Annotated in this window: 21 protein-coding genes and 1 pseudogene; 19 read left to right on the forward strand and 3 right to left on the reverse strand. The window is 40.1% G+C overall.

Translation table 11 applies throughout. The annotated features are described in order from the left end of the window. Window positions 1-106: 106 nt before the first annotated feature. The 18 genes from AACU25_RS35655 to AACU25_RS35740 all read left to right on the forward strand — a co-directional run bounded on the left by AACU25_RS35655 (window position 107) and on the right by AACU25_RS35740 (window position 21,706). Window positions 107-673: a DUF192 domain-containing protein gene (locus tag AACU25_RS35655; RefSeq protein WP_096585148.1), complete on the forward strand. Its 567-nt coding sequence runs from the start codon at window positions 107-109 to the stop codon at window positions 671-673. A 371-nt stretch (window positions 674-1,044) separates the two neighbouring features. Next, a complete protein-coding gene (locus AACU25_RS35660; protein ID WP_096585151.1) occupies window positions 1,045-1,671 on the forward strand; it encodes a hypothetical protein in 627 nt (208 codons plus the stop codon). Between the two features lie 92 nt (window positions 1,672-1,763). Further along, window positions 1,764-2,099, forward strand: a complete 336-nt coding sequence (locus AACU25_RS35665) for a hypothetical protein (protein WP_045873818.1) — start codon at window positions 1,764-1,766, stop codon at window positions 2,097-2,099. A 42-nt stretch (window positions 2,100-2,141) separates the two neighbouring features. Beyond that, window positions 2,142-4,970 (forward strand): hypothetical protein, encoded by a 2,829-nt coding sequence (locus AACU25_RS35670; protein WP_096585156.1) that lies wholly within the window; start codon window positions 2,142-2,144, stop codon window positions 4,968-4,970. Window positions 4,971-5,082: 112 nt separating this feature from the next. After that, window positions 5,083-5,814 carry a hypothetical protein gene (locus AACU25_RS35675; protein WP_096585159.1) on the forward strand — a complete coding sequence of 244 codons (732 nt, stop codon included), beginning with the start codon at window positions 5,083-5,085 and terminating at the stop codon, window positions 5,812-5,814. Window positions 5,815-5,884: 70 nt separating this feature from the next. After that, entirely contained in the window at window positions 5,885-7,036 is a 1,152-nt protein-coding gene (locus AACU25_RS35680) for a hypothetical protein (RefSeq protein WP_096585162.1), read from the forward strand. A gap of 13 nt (window positions 7,037-7,049) precedes the next feature. Continuing rightward, complete coding sequence (locus AACU25_RS35685; RefSeq protein WP_096585165.1) at window positions 7,050-7,826, forward strand: hypothetical protein; 777 nt, start codon at window positions 7,050-7,052, stop codon at window positions 7,824-7,826. A 24-nt stretch (window positions 7,827-7,850) separates the two neighbouring features. Then, window positions 7,851-9,680 (forward strand): TrbI/VirB10 family protein, encoded by a 1,830-nt coding sequence (locus AACU25_RS35690; protein WP_096585167.1) that lies wholly within the window; start codon window positions 7,851-7,853, stop codon window positions 9,678-9,680. Further along, window positions 9,677-10,528: a hypothetical protein gene (locus AACU25_RS35695; protein ID WP_190445660.1), complete on the forward strand. Its 852-nt coding sequence runs from the start codon at window positions 9,677-9,679 to the stop codon at window positions 10,526-10,528. The genes AACU25_RS35690 and AACU25_RS35695 overlap by 4 nt, the downstream gene beginning before the upstream one ends. Window positions 10,529-10,534: 6 nt before the next feature. Then, window positions 10,535-11,947, forward strand: coding sequence for a hypothetical protein (locus tag AACU25_RS35700; RefSeq protein WP_096585170.1), 1,413 nt, complete (start codon window positions 10,535-10,537; stop codon window positions 11,945-11,947). A 143-nt stretch (window positions 11,948-12,090) separates the two neighbouring features. Further along, window positions 12,091-13,857 carry a type IV secretion system DNA-binding domain-containing protein gene (locus tag AACU25_RS35705; protein WP_096585451.1) on the forward strand — a complete coding sequence of 589 codons (1,767 nt, stop codon included), beginning with the start codon at window positions 12,091-12,093 and terminating at the stop codon, window positions 13,855-13,857. Window positions 13,858-13,943: 86 nt separating this feature from the next. Then, entirely contained in the window at window positions 13,944-16,187 is a 2,244-nt protein-coding gene (locus tag AACU25_RS35710) for a hypothetical protein (RefSeq protein WP_096585173.1), read from the forward strand. A 301-nt stretch (window positions 16,188-16,488) separates the two neighbouring features. Then, window positions 16,489-17,295, forward strand: coding sequence for a hypothetical protein (locus AACU25_RS35715; protein WP_096585176.1), 807 nt, complete (start codon window positions 16,489-16,491; stop codon window positions 17,293-17,295). Window positions 17,296-17,617: 322 nt separating this feature from the next. Beyond that, on the forward strand, window positions 17,618-18,925 hold the full coding sequence (locus AACU25_RS35720; protein WP_321206611.1) for an RNA-guided endonuclease InsQ/TnpB family protein: 1,308 nt from the start codon (window positions 17,618-17,620) through the stop codon (window positions 18,923-18,925). A gap of 18 nt (window positions 18,926-18,943) precedes the next feature. After that, window positions 18,944-19,168, forward strand: coding sequence for a DUF6884 domain-containing protein (locus AACU25_RS35725; RefSeq protein ID WP_339382133.1), 225 nt, complete (start codon window positions 18,944-18,946; stop codon window positions 19,166-19,168). Window positions 19,169-19,196: 28 nt separating this feature from the next. Further along, on the forward strand, window positions 19,197-20,039 hold the full coding sequence (locus AACU25_RS35730; protein ID WP_096585179.1) for a hypothetical protein: 843 nt from the start codon (window positions 19,197-19,199) through the stop codon (window positions 20,037-20,039). Between the two features lie 360 nt (window positions 20,040-20,399). After that, complete coding sequence (locus AACU25_RS35735) at window positions 20,400-20,855, forward strand: hypothetical protein (protein WP_096585182.1); 456 nt, start codon at window positions 20,400-20,402, stop codon at window positions 20,853-20,855. A 2-nt stretch (window positions 20,856-20,857) separates the two neighbouring features. Continuing rightward, window positions 20,858-21,706 carry a hypothetical protein gene (locus AACU25_RS35740; RefSeq protein ID WP_321206609.1) on the forward strand — a complete coding sequence of 283 codons (849 nt, stop codon included), beginning with the start codon at window positions 20,858-20,860 and terminating at the stop codon, window positions 21,704-21,706. Window positions 21,707-21,761: 55 nt separating this feature from the next. Here AACU25_RS35740 and AACU25_RS35745 read toward each other — a convergent pair whose 3' ends face one another. The 3 genes from AACU25_RS35745 to rppA form a co-directional block, all read right to left on the reverse strand. After that, window positions 21,762-22,172 carry a hypothetical protein gene (locus tag AACU25_RS35745; protein WP_096585188.1) on the reverse strand — a complete coding sequence of 137 codons (411 nt, stop codon included), beginning with the start codon at window positions 22,170-22,172 and terminating at the stop codon, window positions 21,762-21,764. 126 nt (window positions 22,173-22,298) lie between these two features. Then, window positions 22,299-23,642: a two-component system sensor histidine kinase RppB gene (gene rppB / locus AACU25_RS35750; RefSeq protein ID WP_096585192.1), complete on the reverse strand. Its 1,344-nt coding sequence runs from the start codon at window positions 23,640-23,642 to the stop codon at window positions 22,299-22,301. Further along, window positions 23,629-24,381 (reverse strand): two-component system response regulator RppA, encoded by a 753-nt coding sequence (gene rppA / locus AACU25_RS35755; protein ID WP_096585195.1) that lies wholly within the window; start codon window positions 24,379-24,381, stop codon window positions 23,629-23,631. The genes rppB and rppA overlap by 14 nt, the downstream gene beginning before the upstream one ends. 373 nt (window positions 24,382-24,754) lie before the next feature. Here rppA and AACU25_RS35760 point away from each other — a divergent pair. Further along, window positions 24,755-24,969: pseudogene (locus tag AACU25_RS35760) on the forward strand (hypothetical protein); the annotation flags it as partial. Window positions 24,970-25,053: the final 84 nt, after the last annotated feature.

Raw genomic sequence — 25,053 nt, forward strand, 5'->3', positions numbered from 1 at the left:
TCAAAGTTTCATTATGTTTGGACGAAAGCAAATGTAACCAAAACATTTCAACAGTTCATAATGCTTGCCATTTCTAAACACTTTACTACCTTATTTAGCTAAAACTATGGAAGTTACAAGACAAACCGCTCAAACCAACATTCAAACTAAACAAGCACAAAATCCAGAAAAAAGCCTATTTTTCAAATTCATCAAATTTATCAAATTTGTGGGGCCAATTGCTGGTTTTACTGCTGCCCTCTCACCCCTACCGCTATACTTTTGGACTCGCCAGCCCCAGTATTTACCTATTGGCGCAACCTTTACCAGTAACAATCAAACAGTTCAACTCGAATTAGCAGACGATAGAAAAGAATATGCCCACGGACTCAAATTTCGTAACTCGATTCCTGAAAATCACGGAATGTTATTTGTCCTCAATAAACCTGAAAAAGTTAAACTTTGGATGAAAGATACGTATATTCCTTTAGATATGATATTCCTGCGAGATGGAGTTATCAAATCAATCGTAGAAGCTGCTCCCCCTTGCAAAACCAAAACCTGTCCTAAGTACGATTCAATCTATTCTGTTAACCAGGTTATTGAACTACCCGCTAACAGTACTAAAACCCTCAATCTCAAAGTAGGTAAGAAACTCAAACTCGATTTCAACCCAAACAAAACGCAAAATTAGTTGACGGAGAGTTGATCCATCACAACAACCTAGCGGTAAACAACCGTAATTACACTACATCATATATCAATCTTTGACCCCCGATATAGCTTATATCGGGGGTCAAACATTATGAAATCAATAACTGATTTAATTATTGGAACTTGTCAAGCAAATTTGTCTGAGTTTTTACTGAATGATTTACTGAAAAACATAGTGTCTAAAAATAGAAAATTTTTAGATGATTTTACGGTTATTAATCCCATAAAATAATTCCACAAGTGAGAAGTTGGAGCAGATATTTACTCCAATAAAAACTTTGGTAAAAAGCAGTGTTTCGACCTTAGTTACTCTACAAAGTTTCATCCACTAATTTCTGAAATAATCTTTTTATGAGAACAGACTACGAATCTGATTTTGGCAGCGATAGCGAAGCGCTGCTGCGAAGCGCAGATCGCATTCCTTCCCACGAAGAATACGGATACCCCGCTTCCACCCGCCGCAAAAAGCGCAACTGGAAAGAAAACGCCAGCATCGCCGGACTGATGGCAGTTGGTACTGGCTTGATGATTGCAGATATCTCCATCCACCACATGGTGATGGCATCTCTCGCGTTTGGAACTGGCATTGTAGCGTTACTACCCAAGGAAGCAAACTTGCTACTTTCCAACTTTGAGAAATGGCAGCGCAAGTATGGCATCAATATTTATACTGTCCTGTTTTGCTTGGTAGGTGTAGTATTTATGTTGGATATCGCCACTGCACCTGCAAATGCCCAGTTCATGCAAAACGCAGAGGACTTCTTCACAGAATACTTTACTGGTGTCAATGAAGATATTATTAGGTACGTATTTGCGGTACTGCGCGGTTTGTTCCTAATTTACCTGGGTATTGGTCTTATTAGGGTTGTTCAAGCAGCCAGAAACGACGAAGATTGGCAAACGATCGCCCGTACACCAATTATCGTTGCCCTCACAGTTGTAGTCGGAGACTTGCTCGCAGGGCTGGTAACAGGCTGATACGTCACTCGTCAAAAAAGCCACCAGAGTGGCACAATTCCACAAGTGCCACTCATCAAGATTTCAAAAACTGACTTTTGTCTTTCGTAATAATGGGCAGAGAACGGGAATTTCGTACTGTCAACCGCGTATTAGGAGAACAGCCGCGCCTTGGGCCATTTCCCGCCGACCAAATTGTTCCTTGGAGTGCGATCGCTCTCATCTCCTACATGGTAGTCAAGGGTTTTATGCAAGCTTCCTGGCTGGCAACTGGAATGGTAACTGCTTGGGGATGGGCAACTTGGTGGACGGTAAGTTCCAACAAAGCCTTCTTCGGTAAGTTTGTCGGCACACCCCGCATCACCCGTGGCTATAAACCTTTTGTTTCTCTCGTTAATCCTTTACAACCTCAATCCCAGAAAAAGCACCAGCTGAAAAAACGCAGATAAAGCTGCTCAAGTAAAAAATATCACCGAACGAAACTACAGGCTATGAGTTCGACCGCCTCCACGAAAACAAAGGACAAAATTGGTAAAAAATCCCTCGATACCGAACAATTAGGTGTTGTTAAAAATCTGACACCGTTCGAGGATATTACTCATTTAGCCGGGATTGCAAGTATCTCGCTTGCTGGTCGTAGAGATATCGGCGCACTCATCCTCCAGAAAAAAGAAGATATTCAAATTAAGTTCTGCTTCGACGTACAAGGAGTCCACCCATCTTTACCAGAAGAACAGATTCTGCCAATTTTTGAAAATCTTGAGGGCGGACTCAAAGAACTTCCCGAACGCGAAACCTTAACAATTCATCTTGGTTCGTTCACTGATGATTTCCTCCGGCAGCAGGAACTAAAAAAGATAGAGGATAAATGTGACCTAGAGCAATTAACTTTATTAGTGCGATCGGAACGTCTGCGAGCAAGAGAACTCACTAAAGCAGGAACTCGTAAAAATAAGTTTTTACGTTTCTGGTGTACCTATAGTGTCCTTGCTTCTGAAGATAGTCGCTCAAATGATGCAATTGAAAAAACTATCAAACAATTGCAAAATGCCTGGTTCCAATTTACTGGACAAATTCACGGTGTTCGGCAAGAACGAATTGAAACAATTTTACGGGATAGTTTTACCTCTGGGTTTCAACGGTGGGAACAACTTTTCACAAACTCGATGGGACTTTCAGTACGAGCAGTCACGAGTGAGGAAGTATGGTCAATTCTTTGGAGTCAATTTAACCGTAGCGATGCACCCAAAGTTCCCAATCCCCTCATATTAGATGAAGAGGGACTTCGAGAAGTTCAAACTAGCGATTTCCATATTCGCCACCTGATGCTGGAGAATGAAAAATCTGTCCCGTTTCTCGATCGCAGCTGGGTAAGACTACAAGACAAGTATATCGGCGTTCTTCAGTTTAGCGAAAAGCCCCAAGGCTGGGTAGACGAATACGCACAGCTTCGATATCTCTGGGAGGTAATATCCAAAGAAAAAATCTCCGACACCGAGATTATCTGCCAGCTATCTAAAGCGAACCAGGGACTTGCCAAAACTGCTCTGCAACGGATTACCAAACAGTCAATTACCTCCAGCGCGATGTCTTCGGAGAAGGGATCAATTGACGTAAAAGCCAATATGAACATCGAGGAGGCAGTTAAGGCACAAGAAACTATCCTCAGAGGCAGTCTCCCGATTCATACTGCTGTTGTTTTTTGTGTCCATCGTCACAGTCGTCAAAAACTTGATGAAGCTTGTCAATACCTTTCTAGTTGCTTCTTGCGACCTGCTGTAGTTGATAGAGAAATCGAGTACGCCTGGAAAACATGGTTACAATGTGTACCTGTTGTTTGGGAAAACCTACTTACAAGACCCTTTAACCGTCGCCTCCCTTATTTCTCATCAGAAGTTCCCGGACTCATGCCGATAGTCAGAACGGCTACAGGAGATAAATCCGGGTTTGAGCTAATTGCTGAAGAAGGAGGAACTCCAGTACATCTTGACTTGTACAAGCAGCACAAAAATCTTGCCATTTTTGGTACTACCCGTGCGGGTAAATCTGTCTTAGTAGCAGGTCTATTAACACCTGCCTTGGCTCAAAACATTCCCGTAATTGCACTTGATTATCCCAAACCCGATGGTACTAGTACGTTTACTGACTACACCAAATTTATGGGAGAGGAAGGGGCATATTTCGATATTAGTAAAGAATCGAATAATCTATTTGAATTACCAGATTTAAGGGGATATGAGCCTGAAGTTATTAAAGAGAGAATGACCGATTTCAAGGAATTCTTGAAATCCACATTAATGATTATGGTGTTAGGGACAAATCCCGTAGGGGTAAGTCCGACAACAGTATCAAATATTGAAAGCATCATTACAATTACAATTGAAACTTTTTACAACGATGAAGATATCAAACTTCGGTACAAGCTAGCCCTAGAAAATGGATTGGGAACACCTGAATGGGCAGATATTCCCACACTTAAAGATTTCTATAATTATTGTTCACCTGGATTTATCAAGCTCGATTCCATTACCAATAATAGTAAAGAAATCCTCGATGCCCTTGACCAAATCAGATTGCGATTAAAGTTCTGGTTAAATTCACGAGTTGGGCAATCAATCGCCAATCCATCTAGCTTTAGAACTGATGCTCGATTGCTTGTATTTGCACTGCGATCGCTTGGGAGTGAAGCCGATGCCGCAGTCCTTGCCTTGAGTGCTTATTCCGCAGCATTACGTAGAGCTTTATCATCTAAAGTATCAATATTTTTCTTAGACGAAGCACCAATTTTATTCAATTTTGAGAGCATAGCCGAGTTAATTGGTAGACTCTGCGCTAACGGTGCAAAAGCAGGTATACGTGTAATTTTATCTGCCCAAGAACCAGAAAGTATTTTCCAAAGTAAGTCTGCTTCCAAGATATTTGCTAACATCACAACCCGCCTGATCGGTCGGATTCAAACATCGGCAGTTGACCCATTTGTGAGCAGGTTTAAATATCCTTATGAAATTATCTCGCGCAATAGTACCGAAGCATTCTTCCCAAAACGCGAAAGTATTTATTCACAGTGGTTACTTGACGATAATGGCAAACTTACTTTCTGTAGGTATTATCCTGCTTATTGCTTACTTGCAGCAGTAGCAAATAACCCGAATGAGCAAGAATTACGCACTCTATTTCTCAATAAATATGCCGATAATCCAATGCTGGGTATGGTGAAATTTTCAGAAAGCTACATACAAATGCTTCGGGGAGATGAGTTAAGCCAAGAAGCACAACAATTACTGGATAACAATAACAATCAGCAATTAAAGTCAGCATAAATTATAGAAGAAAAGCTAAGAATAATCTAGATTTATAAAAACAAGAATCAATAACTAATAAACAAGTGGCTTAACTTTAATTGCCACATTGATTATTTTATCCACGAAAAGTATGAAACCAAAATTCAAGTTTACTAAGAAAGGAGTAATAATCGGGTCAATAATTGGTCTGGTTACTTTACTCGGTACAGCACCTAGCTATGCCTTTTCAATTGACGATTTCTTCAAGGTTTTAGGGAAATTCAATAACTATTTTGAGGAAACCAAAAAGGAACTCACTTCAGGAACTAATAAATGGGGTGGGATGAAAAGCGAAGCTAAAACTGCTATTCAGACTGGCAGTATGGATATGCCAGATCCAGTAAATTCAGCCGAAAAGCTCAAAGAGCAACTCAAGAGCAAGGGTAACTGGAATGAAAGCAACACAGTTGAAGCTGCGGTCAGTGCAGCTAACGAACTGGAGAGAGAAACCACCCGCGCTACAATTGCCAGCGTCTTAGGGGAAGTCGGTCAGGAACGTACCAAAAATGAGATAGAAGCAACTGAACAAACTGTAGCTGAGGCCAAAGAACTCGCAGAATCTGCACAACCAATGGATGCTTCACAAAACATCCTCAAGGTCATTGCTGCCCAAAACTCGCAAATTGTCTCAATGTTGGGTCAATCTCGCATTGACGGACTGCAAACACGGCACGATGCCCAGCAAACTAACCTGATGCTATCTCAACTTGCCGAACAAGGGGCAAGCGATCGCCGCCGTCAAAACCTGATGATGGACGGTATCAGCGCCCAGTATATCGAAATCAGTGGGTTTAGCAGTCTCAAAACTACCGCAGGTGAATAATTCACCCTAATTAGTTGGTCATCTCTGCAATTGAGATGACCAACTCTCTATCAGGTACATAATACAGACCATGTTAGAACATCTTGTAATTGCAACCGACCCATTCTTCGGGCAAGACATTTTAGAAAATGCGTCAGCCGGAGCGCAACTAGTAGCAGAAGGTTTCAATGAACTTTGGCAAGAAACCCTCAACGGTAACTTGTACGGCTCGATGTGCAAAGTTGGTCAGTTTTTTGCGATCGCTACACTCACCCTTTTTATGGTTGAGTTAGGCAAAAACTGGATAAATCAAGAAGATATGAAAGCCCTCTCCAGTTGGATATGGCCCATTCTGGTTATCGGACTACTAGCTAACAATGGCACTTTACTCAGAAGTGGAACACTCGCCATCCGGGGATACATTAATACTGTTAATAATGACATCCTGGAATTTACTGCTGCCGGAGCCAACCTAGAAGTAGCATTCAACCGCGCAGTCGGCAATATTGCCCTCCAGCAGCAAGTAGGGGCGGCAATGGAAAGATGCCGTTCCATTCCTGGTAACACGCAAGATTCAATCATCTGCTTGCAACAAGCAGAAACAGAACTTAAAACCTCAGCCCCCGATCTATTTAAAGGAGAAGCCCCCGATAGCGGTAGTTGGGAATTTAACCCACTTCAGGCTTTATCTGATGCTAAAGACGCGCTCGAAAATCTCTCCCCTGGTCAAATCGCCGAAAAGATTGGTAATACTATCACCAGTACAATCGGTTCGATGATTACCGGATTTGTCGCAGTTATCCTCCTCGCCCTCAATAACGCTTACCAGTGGGGTATCGAATTCACGATGCTTTTAACTGCCCTACTTGGCCCGTTGGCAATAGGCGGTTCGCTACTCCCCTTTGGCGCAAAACCTATTTTCGCTTGGCTAACTGGTTATTTCACCGTTGGAATGGCGAAACTCTGCTTCAACATGATTATTGGTTTGTGCGGACAACTTATCGCTAATTCCGAACAAAACCAACCGATGATATTTCTGCTTTTTGTTGGGTTAGTTTCTCCTATCCTGGCATCTGCATTAGCCGCAGGTGGTGGAATAGCTGTTTGGACAGGATTAGGTAAAACAGTAGCATTTGGCTCTGAAATTGCAGCAGGAATCGCTACAGGTGGAGCAAGTACAACTGCTACGGTTGCTGTCAACGCCACCAAATTTGTTAGTTCCAAAATCAAAGTTAAAAAGTAATTAACAAATAATTATGCTTAAACCTAAGTCTAAATCTCAACCAGCTCGGCTCCTCAGTTATGGGCAATCCACATCCACACCTATTGCAATGGCGATCGCCGTAACAGCAGGAGGAACTATCTTATCTACCCTATTGCAAATAATAAATATTGGCATGAGTGCTAGTACAAATCATCATGTCAAAGGCATGACGATTGTTCAACTCCAAGATGGGTCTATTTCACCTGGTAAATTTGCTGCTCCTAACGAACGCGAAGCCGAAACTATCAAACGCTTTATCTCAGATAGCATGATTAAAATGTTTGGCTGGAACGGAATAATCGAAGCAACAGAGAATGGCGAAAATGTTACTAAACCTGATAGGGGAATAGATATTCAAACAACAAAAAATAGTAGAAAAAAAATTCCTACTAGAGCCTGGGAAGCTGCATTTGCACTATCTGAAAATCAAGATTTCCGGGCAAACTTTCTCAAGAAATTAGCAGAAATCGTGCCAAGTGGTGTATTTAACGGTGAAGTTCAAGTTTCGCTCGTCACCCGCCATATCTCTGAACCCAGAAAAGTTAAGGATGGACAGTGGGAAGTTGATTATATAGCTACACTCGTAAGCTTTAATAGAAATGAAAATCAAGGCAAAGGAATCGCCTTTAACAAAACAATTACTGTCGAAGCTGTCGATACTCCCAAGTTACCAAATAAGCCAACTGAACTCGATAAGAAAATTTATTTAGTACGAGAACCAGGTTTAGAAATTACTCAAATCGTTGATTATAACCTCGGTAAGAAATAAAAATCATTAATCAAGCATAGAACTATGTTACAGCTAGAGAATGAGGCTACCAATAAACATATATCTTCCGTAAATAGTCTTTTACCAATCGATAGTGCAGAGGAAGATGAAGTTGAAAATTCACAATTTGAGGTGGTTGAAGAAGATGAAACTGAAGTAGAAGACCCCGCGTTAATCCAAACTAAACACGACTTTGTTACATCTCCCTGGTCGAGGTTAGGAATTATTGGTGGTGCATTTGGTGCTGGGTTTTTAGTTATATTTGTTGTCCTCAACGGCATGATGAATGGGAGTGGTAAAAATGCCAAAAAACCAGAATTAACTACTACTCCAACTCCCACGGTTGCCGCATCTGAGAAAAAAGAAGGCGATGTTTATGCCAAGCTTGCTCTCGCCAAGCAACAGGAAGAACTTGATGCCCTAAATGGTAAAGCTAACACAGAAGACAAAGAGGAGAAAAAAGAAGCTACTGAAGAAGAACAAGCCAAAAACCCAGAGAAAACCCGTTCTATTCGACAACGAAGGGTAGTTGCTCAAGAAACTCCCCCTACTTCCAGAAGACGTGTATACCGGGAAGAAACACCCGAACGTGTTAGACCAACACGTAGAGTAGTGGCCTCACAGCCAATACCACCTCTGCGTCCTAGCGCTCCTCTGCCAAAATTTGCTAAACAAACAGTTGCCAGCAACCAGACTGTCGCCAAAGATCCAATAGCCGAACTTGAACGCCTGCGTAACCTGGGTTCGGTTGGTCGAGTTGAGTATATGCTAGCCAGTACCACTGTCAGTGAACCTACAAACACAACAGTACAAGAAGTTACAGGTAAAACTGAAGAAACATTACGCCCAGCAAAACAAAATAGCGATCGCTCCCGTCGCCGCCGTAGCCGACGCAGCGAGAATACCGAAACATTTACCAATACTCCTAATCAAGTTGAAGAACTGCGCCCGCGTTGGCAACCTGTAACCACAAATGACAGTAATCCTGAGTATGGCAATACTGATGACAAACAGAACAATCAAGCCGTACCAGTTATTTATAGCTTCTCGGTAAAAGAACCACAAATTAGCTCAGAACTTGACAAAGAAAAGACCGTAGAATCCAGTTTTGCTAGTAATAAAGAAAACAACTCTACTCAGCAAGTTGAGCAAGTTGCAAATAACTACCTGCCAGAAGAAGCGCAGATACTCCAAGAAACACAACCACAGTATTTAGTTGTCGGTTCGTTTGCAAGTGCAACCCTGGTAACTCCACTCGTTATGCCCCAAACCAGTAATAACAGTCGTTCCCAGGAGCAGACAAATACATTACGGTTTGTCGCCCGGTTGGACGAGCCGCTTTACAGCAATACTGGTGAAATAGCTATTCCCGCAGGAACACAGGTAACTATCGCCATGATTTCGGTTGATAGCACATCAGGCGTGCGTGCCGAAGTCATGGCCATTCTCAAAGACGGCACAGAATATCCTCTATCACCTGGAACGATATCAGTTTTGGGAGAGGCGGGTTCGCCCCTAATCGCCAGACCTTACGACGACAAGGGATCTGAAATTGCTAAATATGATGCCACATTAGGGACAATAGCTGGTCTTGCCAAGGTAGGGGAAATTATTAACCAGCCGGATGAAGAAGTCACAGAAGATTTACCTTTAGGTGGGACAAGAACCCGCAGCCGCAATAACAATCGCAACCTGGGAGCTGCTTTCCTTGAAGGTGCCTTTGGCAAACTTGGCGAAACAATCAGCAAGCGGACAGAACGTGCTACTGACGAAATCAACCGCCGTCCCAATGTTTGGTATGTGCCTAAAGACACCAAAATCACAATCAAAGTCGATAGGTCAATCAAGCTGTGAAACTAAGAGATATAGCCGATTTTAGTTTAAGGATGCCAAAGGCGATTGCCTCTGGCACTGCGCTCCGCGCAATCGCCTTTAGCGGGTGCCTCACTATCGCCTCCGTGCTTGCACCAAACCAACTTGTACTAGCAAATACTATTCGTCAAGTTGCAGCGTCCCAGGTATCAGGGGAAAATGCTCAATTACAGACAGTTAAGGTGTGGCCTGGACATGGGGTATCAATATCGTTCTACAACACCAGAGAAATCATCAAGAAAATCTGGCTGGATGACCCATCTAGGTTTGTTTTTGATGTAGACGGATGCCTTGAAGGTTTGGGTAAGTGTTCTGGAAACAGCACGGGTGCGGGACTAATTCACATTCGCCACATCGAGACAGTCAAAATCCCCGGTTTACCACCAGCTCCTTACGGGGCGCACATGACGGTGATTACCGAATCTGGCTCAACAAGGAAAAGCTATCACTTCCGGATTGTAGCGGGCAGTGGCACACCAGAGTACAGCCAAATTGAAATTATTGGCGACACTCCCAGCAAACCTGAAGAAGTAAAACCAAAGGTCAGTTACACCGCATTATCTGATAGCAGATATATCGCCAAAGGGATGCAAGTTGCCCTCAAAAACCAGTGGGTTACGACAGACAGCAAGCTTTGGAAGCGTCTGAACCAACTTGTGGAGTTGCGATCGCAAGGAGAGGAACTTGTCGTCGCCGCCAGCACTACCGGAGTATCAATGCAATTGGTTGAAAAACTCATGCTACTGGGTGGAAAGCGCTTGTTAGAAATACCAACACAGCGCAATAACCCTCTCACAACAACAAATCCAGGTAAATCAAGTTTTAAATAAATAGTGATGTATAACGAACATCTGGCCGCTAACAACCAAATTTTAGATACTACAGCAGAGGTAACTGCGATTGTACCAGTGAGAGCTGCAAGTCAGGAAACTACTCACAACAAAACCAATCGAGGGCTTGAGTATCGGATGGAAAAATTTAATAAATTACGCTACCTAATGGTTGCAGGACTTATTGCAGGGCTTGCCCTGCACGGATTAATCCGATATGGAGGTAGCTATAATATCGGCAGTCTCTTATTCGGCGATAAAGCGGTAGCTCAAACAGTTTCATCGAAGTATTCAAATTTGAACACTTCGACAGATAAGACAAAACAAACCAAACAACCACAGCCCGTTGCAACTAAATACGTCAATGGCGCACCTACTCCCGATTGGAGCAGTATCACGTTTAGAAACATGAAATTTGGCGGTGCTGGCAGTGTCGAATTCCCTAATATCAAAAACCCTGGTATGAAGGAGACACGCACCTGGAGTGCTGGGCAAAGCCTTGCCGAAGTCATGGAACTGGGTGATTTTGAAGCAACTGAGTTCAATATTGAAGATTTCACGCTTGGAGATATCGCTGACATCACGGGCGTTCAACTTAAAAATCTCAAACTGTCAGATTTTGAAACACTCGATTGGCAAACACTCGAAGACCTCGCCGAAGCAATTCCTAATTTAGAAGATTCAGAAATCGCAGCCATCCCACCAATTCAAGAACTAGTGACCAAAGTTACAGGCAGCACCGCAAGCTACCAAACTGTTGGTGAGGTGCTGGACAATTATCCCCAACTGGGAGAAGTGGAACTTGGTGAGTATGTCAAACTTGATAAATATAAACTAACCAGCATCCCTGGTATTGAGAATGCACAGCTAAAGGACTTTACTAACTGGCAAAATACAACAATTGGTAAGGTTCCGGGATTAGCTGAGGTACCGTTCGATCAGTTCCCCAGCGTTCCCATCCCTGATGTTAGCTTTATCGGCAAAGTAGACTTACCCCTCGGTTCCCTTGAAAGCGGACGCTGGAAGTCTATATCTGGTAGCTATCAAGCTGGGTTTAATGTCCCGTGCGAGAAAACGTGTGGTCACATCGAAGTTTCGGGTAGCGATATTGTGACTGGCGCACAATGGATGTCCGGTAAAGACCAAAAAGTTAAAGGCGGATTTGGCATCTTGGGCAGCCTCAACGGTGGCAAAGAACCCACAGGTCGCCACCCCTTTGGGAAATCATTTAAACAAGTCATCTGGGATATTAACGAAGCGGACGGCAGTATCACCACCGCGATGTTCTTTCGTATCTGCAAGCGGGGGTGGGTTGACTTGGGCTGCTCGCCCTACTTCATTGGCCCAGTTCCCTTCTTTACCTACCGCGAGATAGACCCAATTATCCTTGGTACGCCCCTCACCGTACCTAAAAATTAACAAGTAAAAAGGCAATCATAGAAGAATTTATCCTCTTTTACTTTTGACTTGGAGAGGACACACCAGATAACTAATGAAGAAATATGCAACTTCACTTCACCGCATATTTCTTCGATTTCCTCATGCAATTAATACAAATTATTATGAATAATTATCTGTTTGCAACTGCTAAAACTAAGACAGTTAGAGAAGTAAAAGCTGCTCATAAAAATAGCAATACTGACTTTAGTAAGTATACAGATAAGTTCATGTCACCTCAAGGTTTGGCACTGGCCGGGGGAATTGGCTTATTATTGCTTTTACAGCTTTTTAGTAATGGTAAAAAAGGCAAGCTTGCTACTAGCTATTGGGGTGGAGCAAAGGAAACCGCCCAAGCTAAGAAAAAAGCTCTCAAGCAAATCGTCACTCCTAAGTGCGATAGTGCCAGTTTATATATTGGAGTACACAAATACAAGGGTCAAAAATTACCCAAGGGGAGTGGGGGAGTTCCAGTTTATGTACCCGATGTCCAACGGGGAACTGCTGTAATTGGCGCACCTGGTAGTGGTAAATCATTCTCGGCTATCAACCCGATGATTTACTCAGCAATTGACCAGGGCTTTGGTATAGTATTATACGATTTTAAGTATGCCAGTCAAGCCAAAATCGCCAGTTATGCCAAATCCAAGGGGTATGACGTACATATCTTTGCACCGGGATTTCCCGAATCAGAGGTATGTAACCCAATCGATTTTTTACGCGACAGTAGCGATGCTGAAACCGCACGGCAGTTAGCTACGGTAATTAACAAAAACTTCCGCCTGTTAGGTAATGCGTCTGAGGATGCCTTCTTTGGCCCCGCCGGCGACCAGTTGACGCAGGCTATTTTAATGCTAACTAAAGAGTTTGGCGACCGCGCTGATATTATGACGGCTGCGGCAATACTTTCTAGCGAGAAGATGGTCGAACGCTTGATGGCAGCCGAACTAAACCCTTGGATTAGGATAGCTTTTGGTCAATTATTTAGCTCGGCTGGTTCAGAGAAAACTGTAGCGGGTATTGCTGGTAGTGCTTCATTGATGTTCACCCGGTTCATGGCAAGGGGTACATTGGGATGCTTTGTCGGTAAAACAACCTTGCCCTTGGAGGTAAAACGCAAACAGATGATTATCTTCGGGTTAGACCGCGAACGCCGCGATGCTGTCAGCCCCCTAATGACCAGTATTCTTCACATGGTAGTTTCCCGCAGTATTGCCAAAAAACGTAAGGAAGACGGCCCATTAGTAGTGTGTCTTGACGAGTTGCCAAGTATCTTCCTTCCAGATTTATTTAGATGGCTTAACGAATCTCGTTCCGAAGGATTCTGCGGTATCCTGGGTTGGCAAAATATGGGTCAGCTTGAAAAGATTTATGGTAAAGAAATCTCTAAAGCTATCCTTGGTGCGTGCGGTACAAAATTTGTTTTTAATCCTGGTGAAGAAGAATCAGCACGATTATTTTCTGCATATTTAGGTGAAGAGGAAATTAAATATAAACAAAAATCCCGCTCAACGGGAGGGGGTAAAGCCAGCACATCTATCAGCGAACAAGAACGGACTCGCAAGCTATTTGAGCCAGCCCAATTCCTCAAATTACCACCTGGTAAATGTCTATTTATTAACCCAGCTTATAGTAATAAAAATGAGGGTTCAGTACCACTATTAAAAAACATCAAAATCCCCAAATATATCATTGTATTAGAACAAGAAAATGAAGCTAACTGGGATAAACTCATCAAAGAGCTTGCTAGGAAAAGTACCCAGAAAAAACCCACACAGGAAGATTTAGATTTACGAGTCAAGGAAGTAGATCGGAAGTTCCCTATCCCACAAGCACCCGTACAAGCGGGCAATGCACCGTTACCTGTTGATGCGTACAAGAGCTTTTTCTAAAAACTTTAAGTTTGATGACCAACTGGTTTTTATAAAGCACAGTCAGACTGTTTGAATTTATAGATTATTTTCACCATATTTAATATATGTTTGACCCCAGGCACACTCAAATTAATGAATCATATTTAGGTACAGCCGATACTGCAATTCAAACAAGTCGAGAATTAAGTAAAAGCCTCATCAATGCACTTACTAAGATAACTAAAGTAATTCTCGAAAAACTCAAAGAAGCCCAAGAAGCAAGTAAAATAGCAGTTGAAGTTGGCAAAGATATTTACAATCTTGTACCTGATGAATCTACCCCTGGTGCATATAAATGGGAAAAGGTAGATTTAACCAGTCAAAGTATAAAAAGTAATCAAGAAACTAATATTGTGTTAATGCCCGATTTATTAGTAGAAGGCCAATACACAATAGAAACTGAACCTTTTACTGACTATCAAGCACAAATAATTGCTGCAAGATTAGTAGAAAATGTACCCAATTTAAATAATAATTATCAGCAAACAAGTGATAATACTCTGAAAATTACAGCTTATCTAGAGTCAGATGGTTCAGAAAAACAAATCGTTATCTACGAACAAAATAGCGAAGGTAAATGTACAACTAATCTCGTCACTGAAATACTTACTCCAGATGAAATAATAGATGTGGCAAGTGAACCATTAATTAAGCTGCTACCACCATCTGCTGACATGATTAACAATTATAAAGATACAAAAGATGATAATGAAAATTTAACTGCTATAGAAGACAATTCATCGTTAGATGATAGTCAATTTTCGACCAATAAGTTAATACAAGATGAAAACAGTTCGCCCATAAATCAAGAAATAAACTCATCTGTTGAAATAGAGGTAGATAACAGTCTTGAAGATGATGTGGTCAATAATCTTCAAGAAGAAATCGCACAGTCCGAAGAAACTATTCAAATTCGACGGATAGTTACTAGTAACCATCAATCTCAAAATCCAGCTGAAGAGGAGGTAAATAAAAATGTAACTCCCAATCAGTTTTTTATACAAGAGCCAGAGGAGCAAGCAACTAATAATCGAAAAAAATATGCACCTGAATTTACCTATCAAGAAGTAGCTAATTCTCAAGATGTAGAGCCAGCAGCGCAACAGTGGGCGCGTCAGGTTGAAGTACCTATTTATCAAATTAATAATAAACAAGCGCGGGAAGAACGTTACAACGGGGAAAATAAAGACATTGCTGAAACTGCGATCGCAATGTTAAAAAAATACGGCACTCTTGAACAAGATGGTTCACGTATTTACCGTAGCGATACATTTGTGATTCGCCAACAGGGAGACACTGTTAGCATTCATCGCCGCAGTGATGAATTATTTGGGTGGGAGAACTCTTTGATGGATTTTAAACTCAACAAAAAAGAGGAACCCAAAATCATGAAAAAGCCTACAGAGATGTTACCTATTGAACGTCAGGAGTTTCTCATTGTGGCAGAATACTTAGGCGACAATGGTAAGCTACCTGATCTCAATAATGCCGATATCCGTGATGTAGCAAACAGCTTGGGGAGTCTTGCACCTGCCGGCACGATTAAAACGCTGGAAGTATTTAAACAAAATGAGATGTTGCACACCCTGAATAATGTCCTCATCCAGGCTGATAAGGAAGAACTTACAGTAAGTGAATTTACCATCAAGCGATCGCGCAACCCCGAAAAAAATCGAGCCAGCTTGCAATTATTTAAAACTACCGAAGAAAAAGGTACTCAGGAACTTGTCCGGTTTGACCTAACTAAAACCGAAGCCGGCATTACCAAAGAAGTCAGCAAGATGAATATCTCTGAGTACGATATCAACCAAATTAAGTTTATTGCCCAAAACGCCAGCAAACTCAACCTGGAACACATCTTTGGTGACGAACAATCTACTTCCACAGCCGCAGATGCACCCAAAAAACGAGTAATACAAGCAGTTGGCGATTTGCCTGTCACAGTTCACCCCTACATCGCCAAGGAATGGGCAAATATGGTCAAGCATGGTGGCCCTGACTGGGGAGGGGCAATGAATCAAGGCAATGAAGAAATTCTACAACGGATAAATGAGAACAACGGCAAGTTACCAATTGCCGACCAGCGAGAGATGTACTTCAAGATTATGACCTATAAGGCAACTGAGGCACAAAAGCAGGGAGAAACAGTCGTCGATTTTGTTCCGCTTAAAGATATTATGAATGACTTACAAGCATGGCGAGGAGAAGAAATTCGGCAGCAATATACCCCTACTGAACACATACCCTCCCCTCAAAAGCAAACTGTCGCTGCTGCACCTAAAACCAAGTCAAGAGAAGTTGAACTATAAATTACCCGTCACCAAGTTTGCAAAGTTGCATTGGCAATATAAAAACTTGGGTTTAGAAGTTCCGCAAATTGACATCAGTTGCAAATTTCAAATTCAACAAGCTTTTCATTTATTTAAATGATTAGTTCATTGTTTTAAATTACACAATTCAAGGAGAAATTACTACGTAAAGCTCACGCAGATACTCAATGTAGTATTTCAAGCGAAAAATCAAAAAGTGAGCTTAACCTCTGAATTAAAAAACAGAAATTCACCTATCAGGAGATGGTTTGACTCTAGACTAAACCAGACAGTTATTAAAATGATTACTAGCCATAACCAACTATTAGAAAATCAAGGAATTATCAAACCAGTTAATGGTGTAGATTTTCCATTGGTAGGAAATGCGATCGCCAAAGCACTTGCTAAATATTTAGGAAGCATCTATGAAGATAAAAGATGCTTTACTAATTGTCTTGCTCAGGTTGGAGCCAAAGTCCTCAAAATAGAATATGCTTTCGACTATTGCATTACAAATTCCAACTCACTTGAAGAAGAAGCTCTAAAGTGTATGCTACTGGGTGCGTTAGAAAATTATGCACGCAGCCGTAACATACATGAAATTATTCAACCTTTTCTACAAGGAGAAAAAACCCTTCGACTTGAACCAGAATATTTCAAAAAATGGCTTCCTACTATTCAAGATACATCTCAAATTATCGGTATTTTACCCCGTACTTGGCAAACTGTAGCTAATCAAGTGAGTGGAAATATCACCTGCAATGCTTCATACCCTTTAAGTGAATATCTTGGAGGTGCTGATTGCCAGATAATCGCTGGAAATACTCTTATTGATGTACGAACAACTGCCAAGAAGCGTCCTTTCTCTGTAGAAAATTTTTACCAACAAATTAGTTATGTTCTGCTTGATAGCAATGACACCTATCGTATCAATCAACTAGTCTGGTTTTACAGCCGTCAACAGTCGGTATTCTTCTATCCCACTAACAAAATATTCCGCGACTTGCGAGCAACAAGAGAAGAATTTAAGAAAATGATTCTTGATAATTATGAAATAAATAGACTAGCAGAACAAAATAAGGGTTTATATCTTCCCCAGGAAGGTTAAAAATATGATTCAAGATTTTCAACTTAACCCTAGCTTCAATATTTACTTTGATGGTATGGAGTATCACGCCAAGATCCACTTTGATGATGCTTTTGAAACTTAAGCAGAAGAAATTGCAGCAAGTGATATTAGCACTCTTGCTACTAAAGTCTCTAATCTTTGGCGGCAGTATCTTCTAAGTATTGCAAATAAATACAGAAATTAATCGACAAATTAGCTCTCTCCAAGCAGAGGGTTAACTTAATGAATTAAAATCAATTAATAATCTCAGGAGGTGATTGTACTGGTTAAAACTAAAAAAGAGAAGAAGACTAAACCTTTAATGGGTATTCAGCAAAACTTAATTTATTGTGATACAGATACAAAAGCTATTCTTAAGTTCTTATGCGAACAATCGAACAGTTTGTATAACTGTGGTGTTTATTGGGCAAGGCAAATATTCTTTAAAACCGGGAGAATAATTTCTAAGTTTGATCCGGTTTATGAAGTAGGGAATAATATCCACGCACAAGTAATGCCATCGGTTCCAGCGCAACAAACTTTATTAAGTGTGTCTGAAGCATTCAAATCATTTAAAGGTTTGCGAGAACTATTTTTCAAGGGAGAGTTAGACCAAAAACCAAAACCACCTAATTATAGAACACCTGGAGGTTTGTTTAAAGTTGCATACCCTAACGTTGGTGCAGGTAAACCAACTCTACTAGAAAATGGCTTAATTCGCTTTCCTCTGGGATTGCAAATTAATCGGTGGTTTAAGGTTAAAGAATTCTTTCTCCCACTACCTATCAACCTTGATTTTAATAAAGTCAAGGAGTTTACAATCCTCCCTAAGAATGGAAAGTTTTACCTAGAGTGCAGCTACGAAGTAGAACGAGTCAATATTAAGCCAGATATTAACCAAGCTCTGTCAATTGATCTAGGAACTTCTGCTAATTTAATGGCTTGTGTTGACACTCTGGGTAATTCATTTCTAGTTGATTCCAGACACGCTAAGTCTATGAATCAACTTTATAACAAGCGAGTTGCTAATTACAAAGAAGGAAAACCTCAATCATATTGGGATAACTTTCTAGATAAAATCACTCGTAAGCGAAATCATCAGATGAGAGACATGGTTAATAAAGCAGCAAGAATTGCAATTAACCATTGCTTAGTTAACGGTATCGGAACAATTGTCATTGGCTGGAATGCAGAAATTAAAGACGGTGCTGATATGGGGCGTAAATCCAATCAGCAATTTGTCCAGATGCCATTAGCCAAATTAAAAGAACGGATTAAACAACTGTGCGGTATTTACAGTATTCGCTACGTTGAAACAGAAGAAGCTAACACTTCTTGTGCCTCATATTTAGATGGAGACTCCCTACCCAAATATGGAGAGAAACCAGACGGGTGGAAAGCATCTGGTAAGAGAATTAAACGTGGTTTGTATCGTTCTAAAGACGGTAGTTTAATTAATAGCGACTTAAATGGAAGCTCTAACATTTTACGCAAGGTAGCCAGAAACTTAGGCATTGACTTAAGCAGACTGGGTAGACGCTGTTTGACCAGCGTGAGAAGAATTAGACTATGGGCAACCAAATCTAATTTGACTCTGAATAATCCCCGTGCATTTACGCCGGGGAGTTAGTCAACTCATCAGGAACGTATACTATGGGCGGAACAAGTAGCAGAAAACCTCATACAAGTTGCATCTTTGGAAATAGAGTTTGTGTTCTTGACGGGCAAGCTTTACAGACAGGAGGTAACACCCATTTTACAAGCGAAGGGATACGAGACAAAAATACCCATGCAGCACCTAGCCATTGGACAACAACTTGCTTGGATAAAGAAGGAACTGGAGCAAGAAAAACAGCTTGTTTTAAATATTTAACCCAGCAGTAATAACACCAAAATGATTTATGGAGACTACAAAGCGAGTAATTAATATAAGTGGAAAATTCGGTAGTTGGACTGTATTAGAAAAACAAGGAAAGCAAGTATTATGTAAGTGTGATTGTGGAATTCAAAAACTTGTTTACAGTCACACTCTCACCAATGGCCGCTCAACTAACTGCGGTTGTAAGAAAAGAAAAGAATCTATCCCAGTTGGTGCAAATTTTGGGAGACTAACAGTGATATCTGATGTAGAAGTTAAGGGGAAAAGGGGCGAACTACTCCTCCTTACCTTATGCAGATGCGGAACCCAAAAATATGTTAGTAAAAATAGCCTAAAAAGAGGGCTTACACAAAGTTGCGGATGTTTGCAACGGGACAGCCTCAAGACCGATAAAACTATCCACGGTCACTGCAAAAGCCATGAGTATAACTCCTGGTTACACATCAAGCGTATCTGCTATAACAAGAACCACCATCAGTACAAATATCATGGCGGGTGCGGAATTGAAGTTGATGCATCCTGGCGTGATAACTTTACCCAATTTCTAAAAGATATGGGATTAGCACCCGAAGGAACAGTTATATCTCGTATTGATCAAGAGAGTGACTTTGCCCCCGGAAATTGTCTGTGGATACCCAGAAAAGAACATTATCGTCAAATACATTTATTAAGAAGAAAAGAATTCTTGATTTCTCAAATTTTACCTAAACCAGTTGTTACCAATAGTGAGATTAATGTTTCACCAAACATTGTTCGAGCAATCATCAAAGATCATGCAAATGGTGAAGCCAACATGAATAAACTTGCTACACAATATAAAATTAGCACTCAAGACGCAATAAATATTATCCTTCACCACGTTTAACTATCAATTTATTTTTAATAAAAGTGCGTCATCAATTAAAAAGGCGCACTTTTTATTTTACAGCAAGTATTTAGTTTTAAAACACACATCAAACTAGTAGATTAATTACCACAATTGTTACACACATCAGCAAGGTAGTCATTGATGATGTGTGATTCAGGAAATAATCACTAATATCTAAAGTGTTGTACCTGAGTATAAAGTTTACTGCAATGAATAATATTTGCAATTTGAAACCAAGTATTCATACAAATACGAAATCATTGTTCAGTAGACCAAGTAACCAAACTTTCTACCACAGACGAAGTTATCAATTAGCTGAACAAGCAAAGCCTCAAGTCAAAATTATAAAACTTGCACATGATAATACACAACGGCTCTTATATCTGGTTTCATGCAGGACAAACTGCTAGATGGGGAACTATAAATGCGATTAAAGCATTGCCATACCTAATGATTGCATATCAAATCGACGGACAATGGTACAGTGACCCCAATTTTTTACAATCTAAAAATTTAGAATATAAACCAGTAATCCCTATAAGTTCAGCAATTATTCATGTACCAAAAATAACAGTTGAGTTACAACCAATTGTTCAATTATGTGCTGGATTTAGGAACAAAAGAATTCATAGTCTTTGGGTGGTTAATGCTCCCGCTCAGGTATTGAAACATATATTAGAGTGCAGCCCATGGGACAGTATATCACTCAAGCAACTACTAGCAACTTTGCACGAATTAATTATTTATGGCTATGAAGTCAAAATACTTCCCGCCAAAAAAGAAACCATATCCCCTATTGAATGGATGGAATAATAATGACTAATAGCAACCAACAACTCACACTTTACTATCCTTGTGTAGTTCAGATTTTAGATCAGTTTGTACAGACAATATCAGTTGAGTTTTGGATACAGAATCCAATAAACGAAAAATGGAATTTGTTACCATTGAAAAATGGTGATAGCAGCATATCAGGTTACACATATGCGACAGCACCACGTATAATGGCATATCCCAATGAAGAATATCCGTCAATAGAAGCATTTTTACAAGCGAAAAAAGAAGAAGGTGTAGACTATCCCATTCGACATAAAAGAACTTATCTTACAGTTAAGGGTGCAGCATCTCACAAACTATTCTGGGCATGGAAAAATCCTCAGACTAATAAAATTGAACGTATCCATTGGCATCCTTTAGCTATAAAAGTAAAGGCAAGTGAAGATGACCAAACTGACTACTCAAATATAACTCCAGTCAAGATTGTAAATGGAAAATTAATCACACTTGAAAAAGACAATTTACCATCAAATAGAGCAGCTTTTTCAGAGTTTATTGCAGACAGAGAAGAAAACCTCCGTCTTGCACTTGAAGCCCTGAAATCACCCAATCCTGATGCCGCACTCGAACTACTGGCCATCATGGAAGAAATATCCAAAGACTGCTTCTACGCCAGTTGGATTATGGGCAATGGATACAATTTAGAATCAATTCTTAAATCATGGGATGGCACTAGTAACGTCAGCTACGGTAGTGGGGAAATCGCACATCAACAATTAGCACTAATGCGCGTTCTTTCTGAACTATGCCAAGGTTGGTGGTTTTGGGATGAAGATAAGGATACTGGCGTAATTTTCCAAAGTTATACTTACAGGGGAATCGCCTGATTATTGGGGCTGGGAGTCTTGCGATCGCTGTAAAAAATTTATTGGTGGCTTAAACTTACAATTCTATATCGCTGTTCCGAATCGGAAAAAACTGATATTGCTTTTGTTGTGCAGCAGCTATTTCCGACGGAGTATTAAATACAGTAGCCTTTGTACCAAGTTGGAGTTCTTGGTATAAAGGCACACCATCACCATCATTATCGCTGAGAAGAATCCTGGTCATGATATGAACAGGGGCAACTTGTGCGAGGCGATTCACTACATTAGCAACAAACTCGTTAGATGCATCGCAGCCATCAAGGTATCTAATCAACATATCAGCAGTAGTTTCAGTCATCTTGGCTGGGTCTGTTACCCCCGCTTCCAGAATAAAGTCATCGTAAATAGCTTTCTCGCTATCAGTAAAATTTTCCTTGCAAGCTTGTTGGATAATTAATTCAACTTGTTGTTTCTGTATATATTTCATAATACACATTTGCAAGCATAAATATTAGTAGTAGATTCTGAATATTTTAAATATGAGTTTAATTAGAAAATTAATAATTAAATATACACGACAAACAGAATTGCAATTAAATTATTATAACTCATGTTACCTGGGTAATTGAACTGTAAAAATGCTACCTTTACCGAATTCACTTTGTACATTTAATTTGCCTTGATGTGCCTGAACAATTGCTTGAGCAATGGCTAATCCTAATCCAGAACCACCAGTGTTACGAGAGCGATCGCTACTTACCCGATAAAAACGATCAAAAACTCGCCTCAGTTCATGTTGTGGGATACCAATACCTGTATCTTGAACTTTAATTACAGCATAATTATCATTGCTTTCTAAGATAACTGTGACTTCCCCTCCTTTAAGTGTATATTGAATTGCATTGACAATTAAGTTAGAAACCAATCGATAAAGCTGATCGGAATTCCCTATAACATTCATATTTTGCTTAACTCGGATTGATGATGTCAACTTTACTCCTGCGGTAGTTGCCATCGCTTCAAATTCTTCAATTAAATCGCTAACAATATCATTTAAACAACAAACTTCATGCTGTAACTTTTGAGCTTGTCTATCTAAACGTGCTAACATCAATAAGTCAACGACTAAAGTTGTTAACCTCTGATTTTGACGCTGTATAGTTTGCAATATATCTCGTGTTTCTTGTTCATCTATTTCTGACATTAAAAGTGCTGATTCTACAGTTGCACTTGTCGCAGCTAAAGGCGTTCGTAATTCATGTGCAGCATCGGCTGTAAACTGTTGAATTTGTCGATATGACTGATAAATTGGCTGCATCGCTAATCCTGACAACCACCAACTGGCACCTGCAATCATAACCATAGCTATCGGCAGCCCTAATATCAAAATTAGCTTTACGCTATCCAAATAATGATTAAACTCTTCTAGACTTCGCCCTACTTGCATATGTCCCCAATCCTGATAATTTTGGGTATGCAGAGATAAAGTAATTTGATGGTATTCTCTGCCTTTGCTATCTTTGAGAAATTGCCAAGTTTTTTGATTAAAAATATTAGGTAATCCCTCTGGATAATAACCAGCATTAGCAATTAATTTTCCTGAAATATCAAAAAAACGTATATAGTAGCTAGTTTTAGTAATAATACCCAGAAGATGACGTTTAGGATGCAGTTGTTTTTGAATACAATTACTATCTTCAACTTTACATTTATCTACATTTGGAAATAACTTGAGTGCCAAAGGTTCCAAACGTCCAGGTTCTTGCAATTTTAGTTCAATACTGTCGTGCAGTGTCCCAGCTACAGTTTCAATTTCACTGTCTAAAGCTACCACATGAGCATGAAACACAGACCTGTAAAAGCTAAAGGCACATAGGCTTAAAATCAAACCCATAACAATAGCGTAATACAGAGCTAAACGAAGGCGGGTGAGCCGAAACAGTTTATTTTGATTCATCTGAGAAATTAAGACGATATCCCATACCGTGCAAAGTTTCAATTGGGTTAGGACAGTCGTTACTTGTGAGTTTACGACGTAACAAACGTATTTGCGCTGCCACTACATTGCTACTAGATTCCGCATTAACTTCCCAAATTTGATTGCGAATTTGTTCAGTAGTGACAATCTGCTTGGGGTGCTTCATAAAATATTCCAATAGTTGGAACTCTTTATTAGTTAAAGGAATACTTTGCTGTTCACCTGTAGTATTTTGTCTGACAACTGTACTGTTGCCATAATCTAAAGTCAAGTTACCAACAGTCAATTGTTGGGGTTGGAAATGTGGAGAACGACGCTGCAAAGCCCGCAATCGTGCTAGAAGTTCCACCATGCCGAAGGGTTTTACTAAATAGTCATCGGCACCTGCATCTAGTCCGGCAACTTTATCTTCCATTCTATCTTTAGCAGTTAGCATCAGGATAGGAAGAGGATTACCTTTATAACGCAATCTTTTACACAATTCTAAACCACTAATTCCTGGAAGCATCCAATCAAGAATCGCTACTGTATATTGCGCCGAACTATTTTCTAAGTAAGCCCATGCGTCATTACCATCCATAACCCAGTCAACTAGGTACTTTTGTTGATTTAAAGTACGCTTAATAGCAGCCCCTAAATCCGGCTCATCTTCGACTAATAGCACCCTCATATCAAACTGGGTATTTAAAAGTTCGTTGTAAATTTGTGATTTTAGCATAGTTTGCCATAGGGATACCCCTATTAGTAGATTGACAGAAGCTTATGAAATTAAGATGAAATTCTTAAAAATTAGGATTAAGCTATACAAGACTAAACAGTCAGCTAAGAGTCTTTACGGTACATAATCAAACAGCAAAGACTCAGTATACAAATTGTCAAAGTATAATTTAAAACTAGTTTGAATAGCTACATAAACTAAGTTGTACAAAATGTCTATTGAGTCAATAATAATTTTGGCATATTAGGTTAAAATTCATAATTTTTAGATAAATTTTATATTTATTGATTAGTTAATGTGCGAATAATGTTGTTTTTCTGCTCTAACTAAAGTTAGGAAATATGCAATAAATATTATAAGTGATTATAATTAATTGGCTCTGCAAAATACTTTTCAAGGGTTAGTAATTCACAAGGAAAAGAACTGGTTCATCAACTTGGCAACAGTAGTTGCTGCGACCTTTATTTAGTAGTATGTGAAAGTTCGATTTTTACCAGAAATAGCGGAGCCACTTCAGCAGCCTATAGAATGCTTGCGGGTGTAATTAGTGAAATAATCGTGCTTTTCTTCGCCCTTCAAAGGAAATAATCAGAGCAATTATGACTAGCTATTATGGCACTATTAACACGGAACAAAAAGTATAAGGAAATAATCAGAGCAATTATGACTAGC

Source organism: Tolypothrix tenuis PCC 7101, from assembly GCF_963874875.1.
GTDB lineage: Bacteria > Cyanobacteriota > Cyanobacteriia > Cyanobacteriales > Nostocaceae > Aulosira > Aulosira tenue.

Bases quoted from the DNA above. Each gene is read 5' to 3' on its own strand.
- AACU25_RS35660 (WP_096585151.1), top strand. From the start codon at position 1,045: ATGAGAACAGACTACGAATCTGATTTTGGCAGCGATAGCGAAGCGCTG.
- AACU25_RS35740 (WP_321206609.1), top strand. From the start codon at position 20,858: ATGACTAATAGCAACCAACAACTCACACTTTACTATCCTTGTGTAGTT.
- rppA (WP_096585195.1), bottom strand. From the start codon at position 24,381: ATGCTAAAATCACAAATTTACAACGAACTTTTAAATACCCAGTTTGAT.
- AACU25_RS35680 (WP_096585162.1), top strand. From the start codon at position 5,885: ATGTTAGAACATCTTGTAATTGCAACCGACCCATTCTTCGGGCAAGAC.
- AACU25_RS35730 (WP_096585179.1), top strand. From the start codon at position 19,197: ATGGAGACTACAAAGCGAGTAATTAATATAAGTGGAAAATTCGGTAGT.
- AACU25_RS35665 (WP_045873818.1), top strand. From the start codon at position 1,764: ATGGGCAGAGAACGGGAATTTCGTACTGTCAACCGCGTATTAGGAGAA.
- AACU25_RS35670 (WP_096585156.1), top strand. From the start codon at position 2,142: ATGAGTTCGACCGCCTCCACGAAAACAAAGGACAAAATTGGTAAAAAA.
- AACU25_RS35675 (WP_096585159.1), top strand. From the start codon at position 5,083: ATGAAACCAAAATTCAAGTTTACTAAGAAAGGAGTAATAATCGGGTCA.
- AACU25_RS35705 (WP_096585451.1), top strand. From the start codon at position 12,091: ATGAATAATTATCTGTTTGCAACTGCTAAAACTAAGACAGTTAGAGAA.
- AACU25_RS35715 (WP_096585176.1), top strand. From the start codon at position 16,489: ATGATTACTAGCCATAACCAACTATTAGAAAATCAAGGAATTATCAAA.
- AACU25_RS35720 (WP_321206611.1), top strand. From the start codon at position 17,618: ATGGGTATTCAGCAAAACTTAATTTATTGTGATACAGATACAAAAGCT.
- AACU25_RS35685 (WP_096585165.1), top strand. From the start codon at position 7,050: ATGCTTAAACCTAAGTCTAAATCTCAACCAGCTCGGCTCCTCAGTTAT.
- AACU25_RS35710 (WP_096585173.1), top strand. From the start codon at position 13,944: ATGTTTGACCCCAGGCACACTCAAATTAATGAATCATATTTAGGTACA.
- AACU25_RS35735 (WP_096585182.1), top strand. From the start codon at position 20,400: ATGATAATACACAACGGCTCTTATATCTGGTTTCATGCAGGACAAACT.
- rppB (WP_096585192.1), bottom strand. From the start codon at position 23,642: ATGAATCAAAATAAACTGTTTCGGCTCACCCGCCTTCGTTTAGCTCTG.
- AACU25_RS35655 (WP_096585148.1), top strand. From the start codon at position 107: ATGGAAGTTACAAGACAAACCGCTCAAACCAACATTCAAACTAAACAA.
- AACU25_RS35690 (WP_096585167.1), top strand. From the start codon at position 7,851: ATGTTACAGCTAGAGAATGAGGCTACCAATAAACATATATCTTCCGTA.
- AACU25_RS35700 (WP_096585170.1), top strand. From the start codon at position 10,535: ATGTATAACGAACATCTGGCCGCTAACAACCAAATTTTAGATACTACA.
- AACU25_RS35745 (WP_096585188.1), bottom strand. From the start codon at position 22,172: ATGAAATATATACAGAAACAACAAGTTGAATTAATTATCCAACAAGCT.